A 16375-nucleotide genomic window follows, 5' to 3' on the forward strand; every position below is an offset into this window, starting at 1 on the left:
ACATGGACGACATCGATGGCCTGAGCCCGGCGCAGGCGCGGCAGCGCCTGGCGCTTGACGGCCCGAACGCGCTCCCGACTTCGCGGCGGCGGAGCGTATTGCGGCTGGCGCGCGATGTGGTGGCGGAACCCATGTTTTTGCTGTTGGTGGCCTGCGGCGCGCTCTATCTGGCGCTGGGCGACCGGCAAGAGGCGTTGATGCTGCTGGGGTTTGTGTTTGTCGTGATGAGCATTACCTTCGCGCAACAACGTCGCACCGAGCGCTCGCTGGAGACGCTGCGCGATCTATCCAGCCCGCAGGCGCTCGTCAGGCGGGGCGGCCAGAACCAGAGAATCCCCGCTCGCGAGCTTGTGCGCGGCGACGTTGTGCTGCTGGCCGAGGGTGACCGCGTGCCCGCCGACCTGGAACTCATCAGCACCGCCAATCTGGCTCTGGACGAATCGCTGCTTACCGGCGAATCGGTGCCGGTGCGCAAACAGGCGGGCGCTGACGCGGCCGTCCTGGCATACGCCGGCACCCTTGTCACGCAGGGCGGCGGGCAGGGCCGCGTCGTGGCCACGGGCATGCATAGCGCGCTGGGCCGTATCAGCCAGTCGCTACAGGGCATCGCCATTGATATCACCCCCATCCAGCGCGAAACCCGGCGTGTCGTCAGAAACGTAACCGCGTTGGGACTCGCGCTGGCGGTGGCGCTGGCATTGGCGCACGGTCTATTGCGTGGCGATTGGCTGGGCGGAATGCTGGCGGGATTGACGCTGGCCATGGCCATCCTTCCGGAAGAGTTGTTGGTCATTCTGACCTTGTTTCTCAGCCTGGGCGCATGGCGCTTGTCGCGCCAGAAGGTGTTGGCCCGCAGCATCCCCGCCGTGGAGTTGCTGGGCGCCGCCACCGTACTGTGCGTTGACAAGACCGGAACCCTCACGACCAATCGCATGGCGGTTCGGCGGCTCCAGTCGGGCAGCGCGCTCTACGACAGCCTGCGAGACGGCGCGGCGCCGCTGCCCGAGGCGCTGCACGGCGTGTTGGAATACGCCGTCCTGGCCACCCACCGCCACGCCAGCGACCCGATGGAGGTCGCCATTGTCGGCGCCGGCGCGCGGCTACTGGCCCGCACCGAGCATCTGCACGTCGACTGGAGCCTGGTCGAGGACTACCCCTTGTCGCCCGCCATGCTCGCCATGTCGCGCGTCTGGCAGTCGCCCGACCAGCGGGCCTATGTGATCGCCGCCAAGGGCGCGCCCGAAGCCGTCGTCGACCTATGCCATCTTCCCGCCGCCGATCGCGCGCGCATCGCCCGGCAGGTGGCGGCCATGGCCGCCGATGGAATACGCGTGCTGGGGATGGCCCGCGCCGTGTTCGCCGCCCCGCCGCTACCGGCCAGCCAACACGATTTCGACTTCGTCTTTCTCGGCCTGGTGGGGCTGGAAGATCCGCTGCGCCCCGATGTGCCAAGCGCCATCGCCTCCTGCCAGGCAGCCGGTATCCGGGTGGTGATGATGACCGGAGACCATCCGGCCACTGCCGTCGCCATCGCCCGTCAGGCTGGCCTGGACACCAACGCCCCGCCGATGACCGGCCAAGAACTGGCGAGCCTTGGCGACGCCGCCCTGCGGGAGCGCTTGTCCGCCACCCAGGTGTTCTGCCGCCTGCAGCCCGCGCAGAAGCTGCGCCTGGTGCAAGCCTTTCGCGCGCGCGGAGACATCGTCGCCATGACCGGCGATGGCGTGAACGACGCGCCCGCCCTCAAGGCGGCTCACATCGGCATCGCCATGGGCGCGCGCGGCACCGAGGTGGCGCGCGAGGCGGCCGATCTGGTGCTGATGAACGACGACTTTGCCTCCATCGTCACCGCGGTGCGCCATGGCCGTCGCGTGTTCGCCAATCTGCGCAAGGCCATTGTGTTCGGGGTGGCCGTGCACGTGCCCATCGTGGGCCTGTCGCTGGTGCCGGTATTGCTGGGCTGGCCCATGCTGCTGATGCCGGTGCACATCCTCTTTCTGCAGCTCATCATCGATCCCGCCTGCGCGATTGTTTTTGAGGCCGAGCCGCTGGAAGCGAATGCCATGTCCGAGCCGCCGCGCCGCGCGGACGCCCGCCTGTTCGACCGCGCCATACTGACCCGTGGCTTGTGGCAGGGGTGCGGCCTGCTGGTTCTACTGTTGGCCCTGTATGCCGGCGCGCGAGTGGCGGCAAATTCTGAAGACATGGCCCGCGCCATGGTGTTCACGGTACTGGTGCTTGCCAACCTGGGACTCATCTACGCCAATCGCAACCTGACGCGCCCCTCCTGGCGCACGGGAGATGCCGGTAACCGCTACGCCGCCTGGATCAGCGCGGTCACCGTGCTGCTCCTGGCCTGCGTGCTCGGCATCTCTCCGGTGAGCCGCCTGTTCGCGTTCGAGCAGCCTACGCCGTGGATACTCCTGTCGGCGGCAGGGCTGACCGTGCTGGGCTTGCTGTGGCTCGAGGCAGTGAAATGGGCGCTAGGGCGCAAGTCAAGGCAAATCCGTTGCGGTGCCTCCCGTCCGGCGCCGCCGCGAAATTGACGCCCACGTTCATCATTCGTTCAGGTTTCGGTGCTTATGCTCCAGCCCGAACGCCGCAAGGCTAGATTGCAAGAACGGGAGCACGAACCATGACCGCCTTTCCGCCTCCGCTGGAAGATCCGGAGGACGATGAACACAGCCCGGCCGAACGCGCCGCCGCCGCCGCCTGCAGCACCTGGGTCAGCGTGGGCGTGAACGTAGTGCTCGCCAGCGCCCAGATCATCATCGGCATTTTCTCCAAGTCCCAGGGCCTGATCGCGGACGGTATTCATTCCTCTTCCGATCTGATCGCCGACTTCATCGTGCTGCTGGCCAACCGGCATGGCCAGAAAGCAGCCGACGCGGACCACCCCTACGGCCATTATCGCTACGAGACCGCGGCATCCCTGGCGCTGGGCGTCTTGTTGCTGGCCGTCGGCGGCGGCATGCTGTGGTCCGCCGTGACCAAGCTGGAGCAGCCCGACGCGATCCCGCAGGTGCATCTGGTCGCGCTCTGGGTGGCCTGTGGCGCCCTGGTCATCAAAGAGGCCTTGTTCCGCTACATGCTGGCCGTGGCCAAGCGCGTGAAGTCCAGCATGCTGGTGGCCAACGCCTGGCACGCGCGCTCCGACGCGGCCTCGTCGCTGGTGGTGGGCCTGGGCATCATCGGCAACCTGCTGGGCTACCCGATACTGGACCCCATCGCCGCGGCCATCGTGGGCTTCATGGTGGCCCGCATGGGCTGGAGCTTTGGCTGGGACGCCTTGCACGACCTGCTGGACCGCGCCATCGACGAAGGCGAAGCCGCCGCGATCCAGCGCACCTTGCAGGACACCCCGGGTATTCAAGGCGTGCACGACCTTCGCACCCGAAAAATGGGCGATATGATCGTGGTCGACGCTCACCTGGAAATCGACGCCGGGCTGACTGTCGAGGAAGGCCACAAGATCGCCGTGCAAGCGCGCCAGCGCGTCATGCAGCGGCATCGTGTCTTGAACGTGATGACCCATGTTGATCCCTGGAGACCTCCCGACGCGCCCACGCAGGGCGCCGAGGGCAGGGCGAATACCGAACCAGGCTGTCCGTAGCGCGCTTTGACGACAAGGAAGAAACATGAAAATCAAGAACTCCGATACTCAGTACGCAGGCCTGGTGATCACCATGCACTGGCTCATGCTCGTGGTCCTGGCATTGGTCTACGCCTGTATGGAATTGCGTGGGCTGGCCACCAAAGGCACCGATCTGTACAACAACATCAAGGCCCTGCATTTCTCGCTCGGGCTGTGCGTGATCGGGCTGGTGGTTTTGCGGGGGGTTATCCGGGTGGCTTCGGGCCCGGCGCCTGGCGTGCGTCCGCCGATGCCGGGGTGGCAGGATGTGCTTTCACGGCTGATGCATTACGCGTTGTATGCGTTCATGATCGTCACGCCGATTTTGGGGTGGCTGACGCTCAGCGCGGGGGGCAAGCCGATTCCGTTGTTCGGCCTGGAGGTTCCGGCGCTGGTCAGCCCGGACAAGGCTCTGGCGGACCAGGTCAAGGAGCTGCATGAAACCTTGGCCACGGTGGGCTATTTCCTGGTGGGGCTGCATGCCGCCGCGGCGCTGTTGCACCATTACGTCTTTCGGGACAACACGCTGGTGCGGATGCTGCCGGGGCGGCGCTGAACTGTCTTGGGGTTGGGGCGAGGCGGGCGTGCTCCAGGGCAGGGGAGCCTGCCCGCGAGACAGGGCTCAGGCTGAAAATCGCTTGAGGACCAGCGACGCATTGACGCCACCGAAGCCAAATCCGTTGAGCATGGCATGCTCCATGGCATGAGCGCGCGCACGTCCAGCGATCAGGTCCAGGCCGTCGGCCAACGGATCCGGATGTTCCAGGTTGAGCACGTGCGGCGCAATCTGGTCACGCAAGGCCAATATCGTGAAAATCGCGGCGGCCGCGCCAGCGGCGCCCAGCATGTGGCCGATGGCGGATTTCGTGGCCGTAATGGAGGGGCCGGAGCTTGCTCCAAACACTTGGCGAATGGCTGCCAGCTCTCCCCGGTCACCGACAAGCGTGGATGTTGCGTGCGCATTCAGGTGTTGAATGTCATGGGGTTGCAACCGTGCCTGCCGCAACGCCGCGCGCATCGATCGGGCGGCGCCGGAACCATCTTCCGGCCCGGAAGTGACATGATAGGCATCGGCGGACGTGCCGTAGCCTACGACTTCCGCCAGCGGCTTGGCGCCGCGAGCCAACGCATGATCCAGCGCCTCCAGCACCAAGAGTCCCGCGCCTTCGGCCATGACAAAGCCGTCCCGGGCCAGGTCAAACGGGCGGGAAGCCTTCGCGGGCGCGCTGTCGCAATGGGTCTTCACCGCCTTGGCCGCCGCAAAGCTGCCTAACGCCACTCTGTCGATGGTGGCTTCGCTGCCGCCGCAGAGCGCCATGTCGGCTTCGTCATTCCGAATCAGGCGCGCCGCATCGCCAATGGCCTGGATGCTGGCGGCACAGGCCGTCACCGGCGCTCCCAACGGACCCTTTAGCTGGTGCCTGATCGACACCTGTCCCGCCGCCAGATTGGCCAGGAAAGTCGGCACGGTGAAAGGCGACAAGCGCTGCGGCCCCTTGCCATCCGTGGTTCGCACAGCTTCGACAATGGTGCTGAAACCGCCCACGCCGGAGCCGATGATGGTTGCCGCGCGCTCCTGCTGCTCGGCGGTCGGATGGCGCCACTGTGCGTGCGCCAGGGCCTGATCCGCCGCGCCCAATGCAAATGCGATGAAGCGGTCCATGCGGCGTAGCTCTTTCGCCGGGATGACGGCCTCGGCGCTCCATCCGGCTTGCGGATCCTCCTCCTGGCTTGGCACCCGGCCCGCGATGGAAACGCCGGTGCCTTCGCCAACCGCTGCCTCCAAGGCGCGTATTCCGGACTGGCCCGCCAGCAAGCGTTGCCAGGCCAGCTCCACATCGCATCCGAGAGGGGACACCAAGCCCAAACCGGTGATGACTACCCGACGTTCCATGCCGCACCTTCCGCAATTGAACCCAGCCCTTGCGATGGGCTGAGTGTGATGTTATTGATTATGAGCATAATCATAAATCAATTTTGATGAGGGGTATCATCTAACCTATGAAAGTCAGCAAAGCACAGGCCGCCAAGAACCGCGAAGGAATCGTGGACGCCGCCGCGCGCCTCTATCGAGAAAAGGGCCTGGATGGCGTGGGCCTGGCCGAGATCACCCGCGATGCAGGGTTGACCCATGGCGGGCTGTACCGGCACTTCGAGTCCCGGGACGCCCTCGCTCGCGAGGCATGCACGCGCGCGTTTGAGTGGACGATTACGCCGCAAGTGGGGTTGGAGTCCCCGGAGGCGGAGGGCGCATCTGCGGGCGGACTCCGCGCACTGGTGTACGGCTATCTTTCCACGTTCCACCGCGATCACCCCGGAGAGGGGTGCCCTGTTGCGGCATTGGCGGCAGACGTTGCCAGGGCAGGGCCGGAAATGTCAGAGGTCTTTGCGCAGGGCGTGGAACGCAACTTTCAACGCTTCATGGGCGAGCTTCAGGGGGATGACCCGGCCAGGCGCGCGCAGGCCATCGTGACACTGAGCAGCATGGTTGGAGCATTGATCCTCGCCCGCGCCACGGCGGCGGGTAACCCGGGGCTTTCCGAAGAAATTTTGGTGACCGTGCGGGAGCGGTTGGGCGGATAGTTTTGTTCTGGTGGTTGCTCAGTCCCAACTTGCCCGAGCCAGCGCTATTCGGACCGGTTCACAATCTCCGACTGCAAGGGGGGGTATTACTAGGCCGGGAGGGGCGGTTGCCGCACCCTCTAATTCAAGCTCTTGGCTGCAAAACCCGGCGGCTCCACAGAATTGATGTCAAGGTTGATTATGCAGACGGCCATGGAAGCCCGCAGTCGGCCAGAAGCTGCCAGCCGGCGCGTGCCCACGCCCGGCAGGTATAGGTTGTGAGCAGTCTGTCGCCAAGCGGCAGACTTGATGGGGTGGCGCCACAAACCTGAGGTGCCCTTTAGCAGTCGTTCGCGTCGAACTGCAATCGACCCTGAGCCTCCTCTCAGACTTTCGCCATAAAGCAAAACGGTCAAGTCTTGCATCGAAGTCATTCTGTTACACTGGTTACTAAATGAAGCTGATAGAGGGAGTGTATGTATAAGCCAGGCAGCGGGCTTAATGACGAGGACGAGATTGTGCTAAAAGTTGTTAATGAAGTATCTGAATCTATGCCGAGCCTTCGTCCTTCGATTGCTCTGGCTGAGCGTATCCGGATGCATTGCGCTAAGCCAATCGATCCGAATATTCAGCAAGATCTTGCACGGCTTGTCAATTTGCTTCCACTTTTGGAGAAAGTGGATGACCTAGTGCTTTATGCTCAAGCACAGCTCATTGCTGACTGCTTGCTAACAGATGACCCGAAAGTCAGGCTGGCCCAGCCCACTCTGAAGCGTCTCAGTGAGCGACTTCGAGCGAGAACCAGCCCAATACCTCTCGCGATTCGCAACGGATCTCCTGCTATACGAGTAGTGCTCGGACTTGCTGTTTTGTTGTATTTCGTACTGCCACTTTCGATGGTCGTCTTGCCATTTTTGTCGCGGTACGACACATTATTTGGCGTCAAAATTGAGACGCTCGGCCTTGTTTCATTTTTCGGGGCGCTCGGTAGCATCGTCAGCATCATGGTTCGACTTCACGATTTGGCCAAGGTCAAGACGCCTGACTCATCGATCCTGTTTTTTACTGGTTTGTTTAAGCCTATAGTCGGGACTGCCTTCGCACTTTTCCTTTTTTCCGTGATCAGTTCTGGCCTGCTACCTGTCGTGATTCAATCTGACAAAGCCCAGTTTTTCTTTGCAGCAATTTCCTTTCTTGCTGGCTTTAGCGAGCGATTGGTTCATGACGTTGTTGCCAAGACGGAGAGTTCAATCGTCGCCTCTAGGAAGCAAGATGCCTGACTGGTCGCTCTAGGGGCTTCGCGTAGGCCAGCCGCGACTCGCGGCTTGGCTTGAACTGTGAATGTCTGCTTCTTCGTACCACCTAGGGCAACTAACTGGCCGACTGGCGACGGCCTGCACTCGTTTACGGCCCGTGTCATAAACCGGACGCTTAGGGTGCAGCCCCGAAGGTCAGCTTTGCGGCACTGCACTCACAAGTAGCTAGGCCCGGCTTCGGCCAAGAGCAGTCATTCCATCATTTTCTTTAGATTACTTGCAACAAGCTCCAATTCCGAAATTTTTAGGTGTGCCTAAAGAGTTTGCTTGCGATTGCTCACTCTCAGAATTGCGGATAGATTCATTTTTATAAGAACAACGATCCTCTATCGTCCAAATTTAGTTAGGCAACTTCGAGAGCTAATTCGCGATGGAACAGTTAAGAGACTACGCTGACGAACGATTACTCTTGGGCTGCATTTACTGCGGGGCCCAAGACAACACTCGCGAGCATGTTCCTTCCCGTGTATTGTTAGACAAACCCTACCCGGAGAATCTTCCCGTCGTCGGCGCATGTCATCCTTGCAACAATGGGTTCTCCAAAGACGAAGAGTACGTTGCATGTCTTATTGAGTCGGTCATTGCTGGCTCGACCGAGCCAGTAAAAATCCGACGGCCGACCATTGCGACCTTGTTGGAGAGATCCCCCGCTCTACGGGCGTGCATTGAAGCATCTAAGACTTGCGATGGCAACAAAATCATATTTGAAGTTGAGCACGAGAGAGTACGTCGCGTTCTTCTAAAGCTGGCTAGGTGTCATGCTGCCTATGAATTAAAGCAAGAGTGCCGCGAAGAGCCGACGTCAATCTGGTGGCAGCCCATGGCGCTGCTTAATGAGCAATTCTTGGAAGAGTTTAATGCTCCGCATATGGTTCAGACATACGGAGAGATTGGCTCTAGGGGCATGCAGCGTTTGTGCGTTGCAGAAATCAAACTAGCAGATCCCCATGGCGAGGAGCGTATTGTTCATATGATTCTCAACGATTGGGTAGATGTGCAGGAAGGGCGCTATAGGTTTCAAGCTATTGATGATGGCGGCGTCGTCCGCATCAAAATTGTTATTGGCGAGTACTTGGCCTGTGAGGCCATCTGGAGCCTATCCGCAATTTTGTGTGCGGGGCATATCATGAGGACTAAAGATCATGGATATGCCGATGAAGAAGAAACGCACAGCAGCCGCTCAGGCGGCGGCCCGTGGGCCACTGCCTGAAGTCCCCGCCGAACTGCTGGATCATCTGGTCAAGGGACCGATGACGCCCAGCGAGGTTCAAGACCTGTTAGGGTCGGAAAGCGTCAATCCTGTCTGTCCGCTCTCGAACCAAAGCGGAAGTTCGATAGGCACAACTCGCTAACTGGCCTTCAAGCTTTTTCTTGGAAGACTTATCAATGGCGAAGAGCAGATGACTGCAAAACCACCTGAAAACCATCGACAAAACTCTGGTCGATTCAGTGTTTCACCATAGCTCCTCGTCAGGTAGTGCCCAAAGCTCTTCAAGGTTCACATCGTCACTGCTCGGGCGATGCACCTTCAGCAGTGGGTCAATCTTCAAGATCATAGGTAGTTCGAAGGCCGTCCCGGTGACGACACAGCAGCCCTTGGCCAAGGTTGGGATGAGAGCCTTGGAGTTGGAGTCCAAGGTGCTGATGGTGTTGTCCAGCAGCATGAGGTCACGCTCGTTCACCAGCCGGTGGATGAAGAAGTTGTGGATCTGCGAAACAATGGTAGGCGAGATGTCGGCAGGTCGCTGACTGGAGAGTGTGAGGTAGACCCCGTACTTGCGCCCCTCCTTGATGATCTCCTCAAACAGCTCAAGCCTGTAGTCCTTCCAGATTTCATGCTCGCGGGTGGATTGCTCTGAGAGGATATTGTGAGCCTCATCAATGATCAGGTGCAATGTCCTCGTAGGTGGGCTCTTTAGGTTCTCATTGTCCTTGTGGCTCGTGTAGAAATTTTTGGCTACTAGCAGAGGCAAGATTTTCTTAATTTCGTTCTTGCACTTCTTCAAAGAGATGACTTGCAAAAAATGTGGGGGAGGTGGCTCATCTACGATTTCAAGCACATTGCGTAGAGCTGTGATGGATGACTTGGCGCGGGAAAGTACCGGCTGGATGTGCTCATATTGGGCATAACCTAGGACGACATCTGAGCATAGTTGCAGATAGCATCTGAGAATCAGCTCTGTGAACTGATCCAAGTCATCGACATCAACGTGCTCATCCAATAGTGGTTTCATGAACTCAACAAAGCCACCGCTGTCGGAATCATAATAGTGGCCTTCAGCGGCTCTGAAGTATTTGCTCTTGCCGTTGTATGTGATGCCCTTCAAATGGTTTTGAAGCTCTTCGCAATCAATAATTCTGGCAATCTCCCTGGCAAGTTCAAGTGCATCTGGTTTTGGTTCGCCAGAACTAAACGCTCTCTCCAAAGTCTTTTCAATATAGCGTTCAAGTGGCACATCTTTAAACCGCTCTTTGCCTGTCAGCACTCTTCGCAGAAACGGTTGCTGTGTGTTGGTCGTGGCTTGAAATAGAAGACTTAAAGTTTCAGCATCCCAAAAATGAGAGGCTTCAATCTTGAATTTGTGCTTTGCCTTTTTGGAATCCAGAATCGTTATTTTCTTCTGTTTAGCAGGAAGGATTTGGTCTTCAACATATTCGCCGTTGAAGTCAATAATGACAAACTGGCTTTTGCTTTTTAGGCCAGCCAGCTTCTCATTGAAAAGTGTGGTGTAGAGCTTCGCCAGTGTGTTTGACTTGCCACTGCCCGTGTTACCAAAGATTCCAAGGTGGCTGTTGAAGATGCGTGTCCATGGCAGATTGATGGGCACGTTCTCCTTGAGCATAGCTCCAATGGAGAAGCTGGTTGCCCCCTCAGTCCCGTAGATATTGCCGACCATGCGCTCACTGAGTAGGGATGCCTTGTCCCTGATCATGGGCATGTACTTCACACCCTCAAAGAACTTGTCATCTACGATGTAGCCGATGGGACGCACATCCACTTTTCGGATGTACTGGGTCTTCTCCGCATCAGCGTCCATGCGGCGCTCATCGAGGTACTCGCCCTCTACCAGACAGACGATGTCAATGAAGCCGCGCTGAATGGAGATGTGCTCCCTGAGCGACACGCCTCTGTACTTCACACCGTCATAGAAGATCGTCTCCTGGCTGGAGTCTTCAAAGATGCGTAGTGAGATGCGGATTCCTGAGACTGCAATGACTTCGCCAACGACGATGCTCATAGACCGTCCTTATCTTCAGGAGCCTCGTACTTTTCGGCCTTCAGAGAGAAGATGTACTTGTTGAAGTTGGTGAAGTCCAGCTTCTCGCCCTCAGGCGGACCGATGATGGTCACGTTTCTCCAAAGCTTGAATTCCTCACGCATGCTCTCAGCACTGCTTTGGCTGTAGCAGCAAATGAAAGTCTGAAGCAGTGGGTTTGACAGTGAGCGTTGGACCAGCTTTCTGATGTGTTCATCGGCAAACGAAAACCCGAAGCTGATGAGGATGGAGTTTGGCTTCTCAAGCTCATAGCTCAAGAATCTGAGCATCTGGTAGTAGTGCTCCTCGAACACCGTCTCATGAAACTTCCACTTGGTCGGGTTGACGATTGGAAGCTTGTTGTACCCGCGCCAGAAGTTCCCTCGCTGAGCGGATGTGAAACTAACTGAGGGAACTTTGGAAGAGACTCCCCCTTCAGTTGTGATGTAGTCTGAGAATTTCGCAATTTTTGCGAGTGTCTTCGTGTGGATGATGTTCTTGAAGTCATTTTTGTACTTGACTTCAATTTTGTCGCCACTCTTTGACCAATACACAGATCCATGCAGATGGATGATGTTGAGTTGAGGCACTCCATAATTGCTCCGCTCAAAAATACCGGTCTGGCATTGGAACGTGTTGAAGTTTTTTGCATGAAGATGCTTGCAATGAAATCCTGATGTTCCATCGTTCACCACGAAATCATGCGAACCCTTCATGAGGATGTTGTCGGCACTATGAGCCAGACATCCGTCATAGTTGGTCGTGAAAATATTGATTTTGCGGTTCAGGTCTTTTCTTCGGTCAAGCAAGCCTAGCAAGGTCTTCAAGAAAACTTCGTAGTTTTCAAGATTAATTTTCCCTTTTGCCGTTGTGACATTTGCGGGGTTGAAGGTCTGCACGGGCAGGATGCACATGTTGTAGTAGTGCATGAAGAGCGCGGTCTTCTTGTCAGGATTGTTCTCGTACCTCGTGGCAAGCGTCTCCACGGTTTCCCACTCCTCCTTGGCGTTCTTGATTGCCAAGCCCAATGTCGGGAACAAGTCGGCTGAAGCTCCTGAGCCAATGAGAATGTTAATATTTTTGTTGTATGCGTCCAGCGGTTCGATTGACTCAAACATCTCTCCTCCTATTATTCCAAAGTGGAAATTCCGGCTTCCACAGCTTCCCATCAGATTTAATGGGCGGCTCCGTTCGAGCAGGCAGAAGGCTACATTGACTTCCCCATTTTTGTCTTCTGGTGCTCTCATCCTTGCAACAGGCGCGCCCAGCTTGTCTGCGGACAAGGTATCTCCTTTCGTGTAGAGGAGATTCAGTGTGCTTCTACGGAGGGTCGGGATCCGACCCCTTTCGGTCTGTCGCTTTCCCCGAAAGCGGCCTGCCTTGCTAAATAGTCCATCCGCCAAACGCCGAGATGAAGGTCACTATCGTAAACAAATACATCGCGGAACGGCGAAGCGTACATCCTAAGCACCTATTAGGCATCAGCCCAAGGATCATCGTCTTCGGGGTCGGGAGTCAATCCAAGTGCGTCAACCAGTGCATCAAACAGTCCAGGATCCAATGTCTGCGTAAACGACTCCAGCAGCCATAGATAAAAGTCGCGTACATCTGAGTCGGTGAGAATCCATTCGATTTGTTTGTTGTTGAGCGCTGCGTTCGCGAGCTTGTTCGCGTCCTCTGTGGTCAAAGAACCGCGAATCTTCATCAGATCAGCAATCGCGATATGGGTCTGTTGGAAGTTCGAACTGCTCACCAACGCGCTAACCGCCCCAATTCGTGCCTGCTTCTTCGCTGCGTCCTCTACCGGATGAGCGACGGGTGCTGCTACTGCGGGTTGCGCTTCTGCTGTCTGTTGGGCTATTACTGCTGACGAGACCGAGCCAGTCGCCGTTGAGGTGTTGGATGATTGAACTGAAGCACCGACTCCTCCCACGGCAGCGGGAACGGCGATTGCATTTTCATAAAATTTCAACAGTGTGGCGATAGTTTGAAAGACATACAGATTTTTCTTGTTCTTCCTGTCGGACCACTCGCGTCTTAGGAAATCGTGGGCAGAAATCGCGCCGTTCTTGTCGGGCTTCGCAAGCGCTGATGCAAAATCCGAATCCTTTGAGACCACATAGAGGTCTTCGTCCGGGACCTGCTGAAGCAGGATTTCCCAATTGTATTGGTCACCGTAGCTATCTCGCTTTCCCGGCGGATTCCCCTTGTCGGCTCGGCTCTTCGCCAACTCGAATACCGCATTATCGTCAGCGTAGAGGGTTGCCGACGAAAACACCTGGTTGATGCTTTTATCGACAGCCAGATCGAATTGCAATGCCTTGCTGTTTGCCTCAATCATTAGCTGATCGCGAGCCGTCATCAACGCCGTCACCGCTTCCAGATATTTCGCTGTTGAATCTAGCCCATCTAGGTGCCTAGGCAAACCTGGCGGTACAACTTTGCGAAACGACTCGTTGGACTCATGCAATCCGCGCTCTCGATTACGAATCCACTCGTCCCGGACTTGCGAAGGGAGATGAAGCGCGATATCGCCAGCCTCGACGTGTTTACAAAGTTGATCCAAAGCTCTCGTGTCGTCAGCCGTGTGCCGGTAGTAGTTAAGAAACACATTTGTATCGATGAACAGATGCATCTGTGGCATTAATAATTCCTTTTTTTGTTCTACTGCGGCTTCACAACAAGACCACCAGCATGATTGCTCTCATGTGCTTCCAATATCGTCGGGACGAGGCGTTCTTCTTTTAGTGCAGCCAATGGTATCAGTTGTCTCGAGCGAGACGGCACTCTAGCCAGATTGTCGACGATCTAGTGCACCCGAGACGACCGGCCGCTGTTGGGCGAACGGTTCCCTGCGGCGCGGAGATAACAACTTTTAAAACGCCTCGCCCACAAAAATACGGACAGGCTACATGCGTAGCCAAATTGTCCCTTCCACTCCCGCCACCCGCTGCACCTCCCGTATACTCCCCCCACTACCGCACCAACGGTAGTCCCGGAATGGAAGCCGGGTAAGCTATAGGCGGGACAGCCGCCGCTCAGGCGGCATTTTCATGTCCAGCGTCTACGCACGTCCCTATGGGCGGGCCTGGGCGGGGGTGCGCTTGCGCACGCCGGGTCCTATAGCTCCGGTCTTCCAACCCTGTCTTGTGCCCGCCCGCCCCGTTTGGAAGCGGGGAGGCGGGTTCTCCACTCGCTATAGGAGGCAGCCCCCATGCTGCACCCCCTCACTCAAAACCCCTGGCAAATCGACACCGACCACGAATCCGGCCCCGTCTCGCTGTCCCACCTCCACCAACTAGACCGCACCCGCTACGCCATCCAGACCATCGCCCGCATGGTCGGCAACAGCGCGTCCGAACCCGACGCCACCGGCTCCCCACCGCTAGACCCCTGGGCAATCGCCGCCCTGATGGGCGGCGTAGAAAGCCTCTGCGAGCACCTCGGCAGCCTGACCGAAGCCATGCTCGACCAGGCCCTGCAACCCGGCGACGAAAGGGAAGCCCCCACCCCCACCCACAACGCTCCCTCCTCGATCCAATAACATCCACGAAAATAATTCCTACATAACCGGGAATTTATATCGTTTTGAGGATCGCCCCGCGAGGCCTTGTAATGCGTGTTCGCTTAATGCCGTTCACGCTTTCAAGAAAATTCCTCGCTATGAATCCCATCGGATACCGCATTCTTCCCCGGACCGCGCCGGCCGTCGCCGCTGACGTGCTGGCCGGTTTCGCCGCCATCGGCTCGGCCCAGATCAGCGATTGCATGAACCGCCTGTACGGCGTCAGCGGGCTGCGTCCGCTGCATGCCGGCAACCAGCGCACGGTTGGCCTGGCGCTGACCGTGAAGACTCGGCCGGGCGATAACCTGATGATCCACAAGGCGATTTCGCTGGGTGGCGCGGGCGATGTGATCGTGGTCGATGGCGCTGGCGATACCAGCAATGCGCTGGTGGGCGAATTGATGATGATGGACGCGCAGGGGCGCGGCATCGCCGGGTTCGTGATCGACGGCGCGGTGCGTGACCTGGATGTGTTCGCGCAGGGGCAGTTCGGCTGCTTTGCGCGCGCGGTGTCGCACAAGGGGCCGTACAAGGACGGCCCGGGCGAGATCAATGTGCCGGTGTCGGTGGGCGGCCAGGTGGTCAACCCGGGCGACGTGGTGGTCGGCGATGCCGACGGCGTGGTGGTGATTCCCGCCGAGCATGCCGCGGCCGTGCTGGCGCTGGCGACCAAGAAGGAAGCCGACGAGGCGGTGGCCAAGGAGAAGCTGCGCGCCGGTACTTACACCAAGCCCTGGCTGGAGAAGACGCTGGCCGAGAAGACGGGAGTCGTGAAGTGAACCAGACCCCGACGCAAACCCCGACCCAGGCGCAAACCCAGTCATCGCAAGCCACCAGCATCGTCGCCGACCGCATCAAGCGCATCAAGCTGTCGCCCAGCGTGGCGGCGCGCGCCATCATCGCCGAGCTGCGCGAGCAGGGCCGGCGCATCATCGACCTGACGATCGGCGAGCCGGATTTCTCGACGCCGGAGCATATCCGCCAGGCGGCCACGGCGGCGATGAACCGGGGCGAGACCAAGTATCCGCCGGCCCAGGGCACGGTGGCGCTGCGCAAGGCGGCGCGGGCGCATCTGCTGGAAGCGACCGGCATCGATTACCCGGTGGCGCGCATCATCGTCAGCACGGGCGCCAAGCAGGTGATTTTCAACGGGCTGGCCGCGACGCTGAACGACGGCGACGAGGTGCTGATTCCGGCGCCGTTCTGGGTGTCGTATCCGGACATGGTGCTGGTCAACGGCGGCGTGCCGGTGGCGGTGCCGACCACGCCGGCCACGGATTACAAGCTGACGCCCGAGGCGCTGGAGCGCGCCATCACGCCGCGCACCAAGTGGCTGATGATGAACGCGCCCAGCAATCCGACCGGCTCGGTCTACACTGCCGACGAGCTGCGCGGGCTGACTGCGGTGCTGGAACGCCATCCGCACGTCTGGCTGATGACGGACGATATCTATGCGCGCCTGAATTTCACCGACGCGCCGACGGTGCATCCGTTGCAGGTGGCGCCGGCGCTGGCGGCGCGCACGCTGGTGGTCAATGGCGTGTCCAAGGCCTATGCCATGACGGGCTGGCGCATCGGGTATGGCGCGGGTCCGGACGAGCTGATCAGGGCCATGGCCATCCTGCAGTCGCAGAGCACGTCGGGCGCATCGTCGGTGAGCCAGGCGGCGGCGCTGGAGGCGCTGTCGGGGCCGCAGGACTGCGTGACGGAGTTCGCGCGGGTGTTCCGCGAGCGCCGTGATCTGGCGGTGGCCGAGCTGTCGGGCACGCCGGGGCTGGAGATCGTGGTGCCGCAGGGCGCGTTCTACGTGTTTCCGGACTGCTCGGGGCTGCTGGGCAAGCGCACGCCGGCCGGCGACGAGATCCGCAGCGATACCGACCTGACGCATTACCTGCTGCGCGAGGCGGGGGTGGCGGTGATCGACGGCCATGCCTATGGCGCGCCGGGCACGTTCCGCCTGTCGTTCGCGGCCTCGCTGGACGATATCCGGCAGGGCTGCGCGGCGATTCGCGCGGCCTGCGCCAAGCTTGCTTAGTTGTTC

The 16375-nt window shown here is 59.1% G+C and carries 13 protein-coding genes and 1 pseudogene; 10 read left to right on the plus strand and 4 right to left on the minus strand.

Annotated elements, in window-relative coordinates; all coding sequences use genetic code 11:
* The first annotated feature begins 2 nt into the window (after positions 1 to 2).
* From K2W61_RS21355 to K2W61_RS21365, 3 genes are all read left to right on the plus strand, one after another.
* Positions 3 to 2546 carry a cation-translocating P-type ATPase gene (locus K2W61_RS21355; RefSeq protein WP_236756502.1) on the plus strand — a complete coding sequence of 848 codons (2544 nt, stop codon included), beginning with the start codon at positions 3 to 5 and terminating at the stop codon, positions 2544 to 2546.
* 89 nt (positions 2547 to 2635) lie between these two features.
* Entirely contained in the window at positions 2636 to 3613 is a 978-nt protein-coding gene (locus K2W61_RS21360) for a cation diffusion facilitator family transporter (protein ID WP_236756503.1), read from the plus strand.
* A gap of 25 nt (positions 3614 to 3638) precedes the next feature.
* The gene (locus K2W61_RS21365; RefSeq protein ID WP_236756504.1) at positions 3639 to 4190 is read left to right on the plus strand and encodes a cytochrome b; all 552 of its coding nucleotides are present in this window, start codon (positions 3639 to 3641) and stop codon (positions 4188 to 4190) included.
* Between the two features lie 66 nt (positions 4191 to 4256).
* Here K2W61_RS21365 and fabF read toward each other — a convergent pair whose 3' ends face one another.
* Positions 4257 to 5528: a beta-ketoacyl-ACP synthase II gene (gene fabF, locus K2W61_RS21370; RefSeq protein WP_236756505.1), complete on the minus strand. Its 1272-nt coding sequence runs from the start codon at positions 5526 to 5528 to the stop codon at positions 4257 to 4259.
* A 107-nt stretch (positions 5529 to 5635) separates the two neighbouring features.
* Here fabF and K2W61_RS21375 point away from each other — a divergent pair, with 107 nt between their 5' ends.
* The 4 genes and pseudogenes from K2W61_RS21375 to K2W61_RS27905 form a co-directional block, all read left to right on the plus strand.
* The gene (locus K2W61_RS21375) at positions 5636 to 6217 is read left to right on the plus strand and encodes a TetR/AcrR family transcriptional regulator (protein WP_236756506.1); all 582 of its coding nucleotides are present in this window, start codon (positions 5636 to 5638) and stop codon (positions 6215 to 6217) included.
* A 455-nt stretch (positions 6218 to 6672) separates the two neighbouring features.
* A complete protein-coding gene (locus K2W61_RS21380) occupies positions 6673 to 7476 on the plus strand; it encodes a hypothetical protein (protein ID WP_236756507.1) in 804 nt (267 codons plus the stop codon).
* Between the two features lie 406 nt (positions 7477 to 7882).
* A complete protein-coding gene (locus K2W61_RS21385) occupies positions 7883 to 8722 on the plus strand; it encodes a hypothetical protein (protein ID WP_236756508.1) in 840 nt (279 codons plus the stop codon).
* A pseudogene (locus K2W61_RS27905) lies at positions 8655 to 8792 on the plus strand (IS256 family transposase); the annotation flags it as partial. The gene K2W61_RS21385 and the pseudogene K2W61_RS27905, both read left to right, overlap by 68 nt.
* Positions 8793 to 8966: 174 nt before the next feature.
* Here the strand turns inward: K2W61_RS27905 and K2W61_RS21390 are convergent.
* From K2W61_RS21390 to K2W61_RS21400, 3 genes are all read right to left on the minus strand, one after another.
* Positions 8967 to 10751 carry an ATP-binding protein gene (locus K2W61_RS21390; protein ID WP_236756509.1) on the minus strand — a complete coding sequence of 595 codons (1785 nt, stop codon included), beginning with the start codon at positions 10749 to 10751 and terminating at the stop codon, positions 8967 to 8969.
* Positions 10748 to 12052, minus strand: a complete 1305-nt coding sequence (locus tag K2W61_RS21395; RefSeq protein ID WP_236756510.1) for an SIR2 family protein — start codon at positions 12050 to 12052, stop codon at positions 10748 to 10750. Before K2W61_RS21395 ends, K2W61_RS21390 begins: the two co-directional genes overlap by 4 nt.
* Before the next feature lie 191 nt (positions 12053 to 12243).
* Positions 12244 to 13404 (minus strand): PIN domain-containing protein, encoded by a 1161-nt coding sequence (locus K2W61_RS21400; protein ID WP_236756511.1) that lies wholly within the window; start codon positions 13402 to 13404, stop codon positions 12244 to 12246.
* Positions 13405 to 13983: 579 nt separating this feature from the next.
* On the opposite strand from K2W61_RS21400, the gene K2W61_RS21405 reads away from it, so the two are divergent.
* The 3 genes from K2W61_RS21405 (at position 13984) to K2W61_RS21415 (ending at position 16369) form a co-directional block, all read left to right on the plus strand.
* A complete protein-coding gene (locus K2W61_RS21405) occupies positions 13984 to 14313 on the plus strand; it encodes a hypothetical protein (RefSeq protein WP_236756512.1) in 330 nt (109 codons plus the stop codon).
* A gap of 119 nt (positions 14314 to 14432) precedes the next feature.
* On the plus strand, positions 14433 to 15113 hold the full coding sequence (locus tag K2W61_RS21410; RefSeq protein WP_054484281.1) for an RraA family protein: 681 nt from the start codon (positions 14433 to 14435) through the stop codon (positions 15111 to 15113).
* Positions 15110 to 16369 (plus strand): aminotransferase class I/II-fold pyridoxal phosphate-dependent enzyme, encoded by a 1260-nt coding sequence (locus tag K2W61_RS21415; RefSeq protein WP_236756513.1) that lies wholly within the window; start codon positions 15110 to 15112, stop codon positions 16367 to 16369. Before K2W61_RS21410 ends, K2W61_RS21415 begins: the two co-directional genes overlap by 4 nt.
* The last annotated feature ends 6 nt before the right edge of the window (positions 16370 to 16375 follow it).

The organism is Achromobacter pulmonis (assembly GCF_021733725.1).
In the GTDB taxonomy this organism is placed as follows: domain Bacteria; phylum Pseudomonadota; class Gammaproteobacteria; order Burkholderiales; family Burkholderiaceae_B; genus Achromobacter; species Achromobacter pulmonis.

Coding starts and splice junctions, on each gene's coding strand:
- K2W61_RS21355 (WP_236756502.1), top strand. CDS start 3: ATGGACGACATCGATGGCCTGAGCCCGGCGCAGGCGCGGCAGCGCCTG.
- K2W61_RS21360 (WP_236756503.1), top strand. CDS start 2,636: ATGACCGCCTTTCCGCCTCCGCTGGAAGATCCGGAGGACGATGAACAC.
- K2W61_RS21365 (WP_236756504.1), top strand. CDS start 3,639: ATGAAAATCAAGAACTCCGATACTCAGTACGCAGGCCTGGTGATCACC.
- fabF (WP_236756505.1), bottom strand. CDS start 5,528: ATGGAACGTCGGGTAGTCATCACCGGTTTGGGCTTGGTGTCCCCTCTC.
- K2W61_RS21375 (WP_236756506.1), top strand. CDS start 5,636: ATGAAAGTCAGCAAAGCACAGGCCGCCAAGAACCGCGAAGGAATCGTG.
- K2W61_RS21380 (WP_236756507.1), top strand. CDS start 6,673: ATGTATAAGCCAGGCAGCGGGCTTAATGACGAGGACGAGATTGTGCTA.
- K2W61_RS21385 (WP_236756508.1), top strand. CDS start 7,883: ATGGAACAGTTAAGAGACTACGCTGACGAACGATTACTCTTGGGCTGC.
- K2W61_RS21390 (WP_236756509.1), bottom strand. CDS start 10,751: ATGAGCATCGTCGTTGGCGAAGTCATTGCAGTCTCAGGAATCCGCATC.
- K2W61_RS21400 (WP_236756511.1), bottom strand. CDS start 13,404: ATGCATCTGTTCATCGATACAAATGTGTTTCTTAACTACTACCGGCAC.
- K2W61_RS21405 (WP_236756512.1), top strand. CDS start 13,984: ATGCTGCACCCCCTCACTCAAAACCCCTGGCAAATCGACACCGACCAC.
- K2W61_RS21410 (WP_054484281.1), top strand. CDS start 14,433: ATGAATCCCATCGGATACCGCATTCTTCCCCGGACCGCGCCGGCCGTC.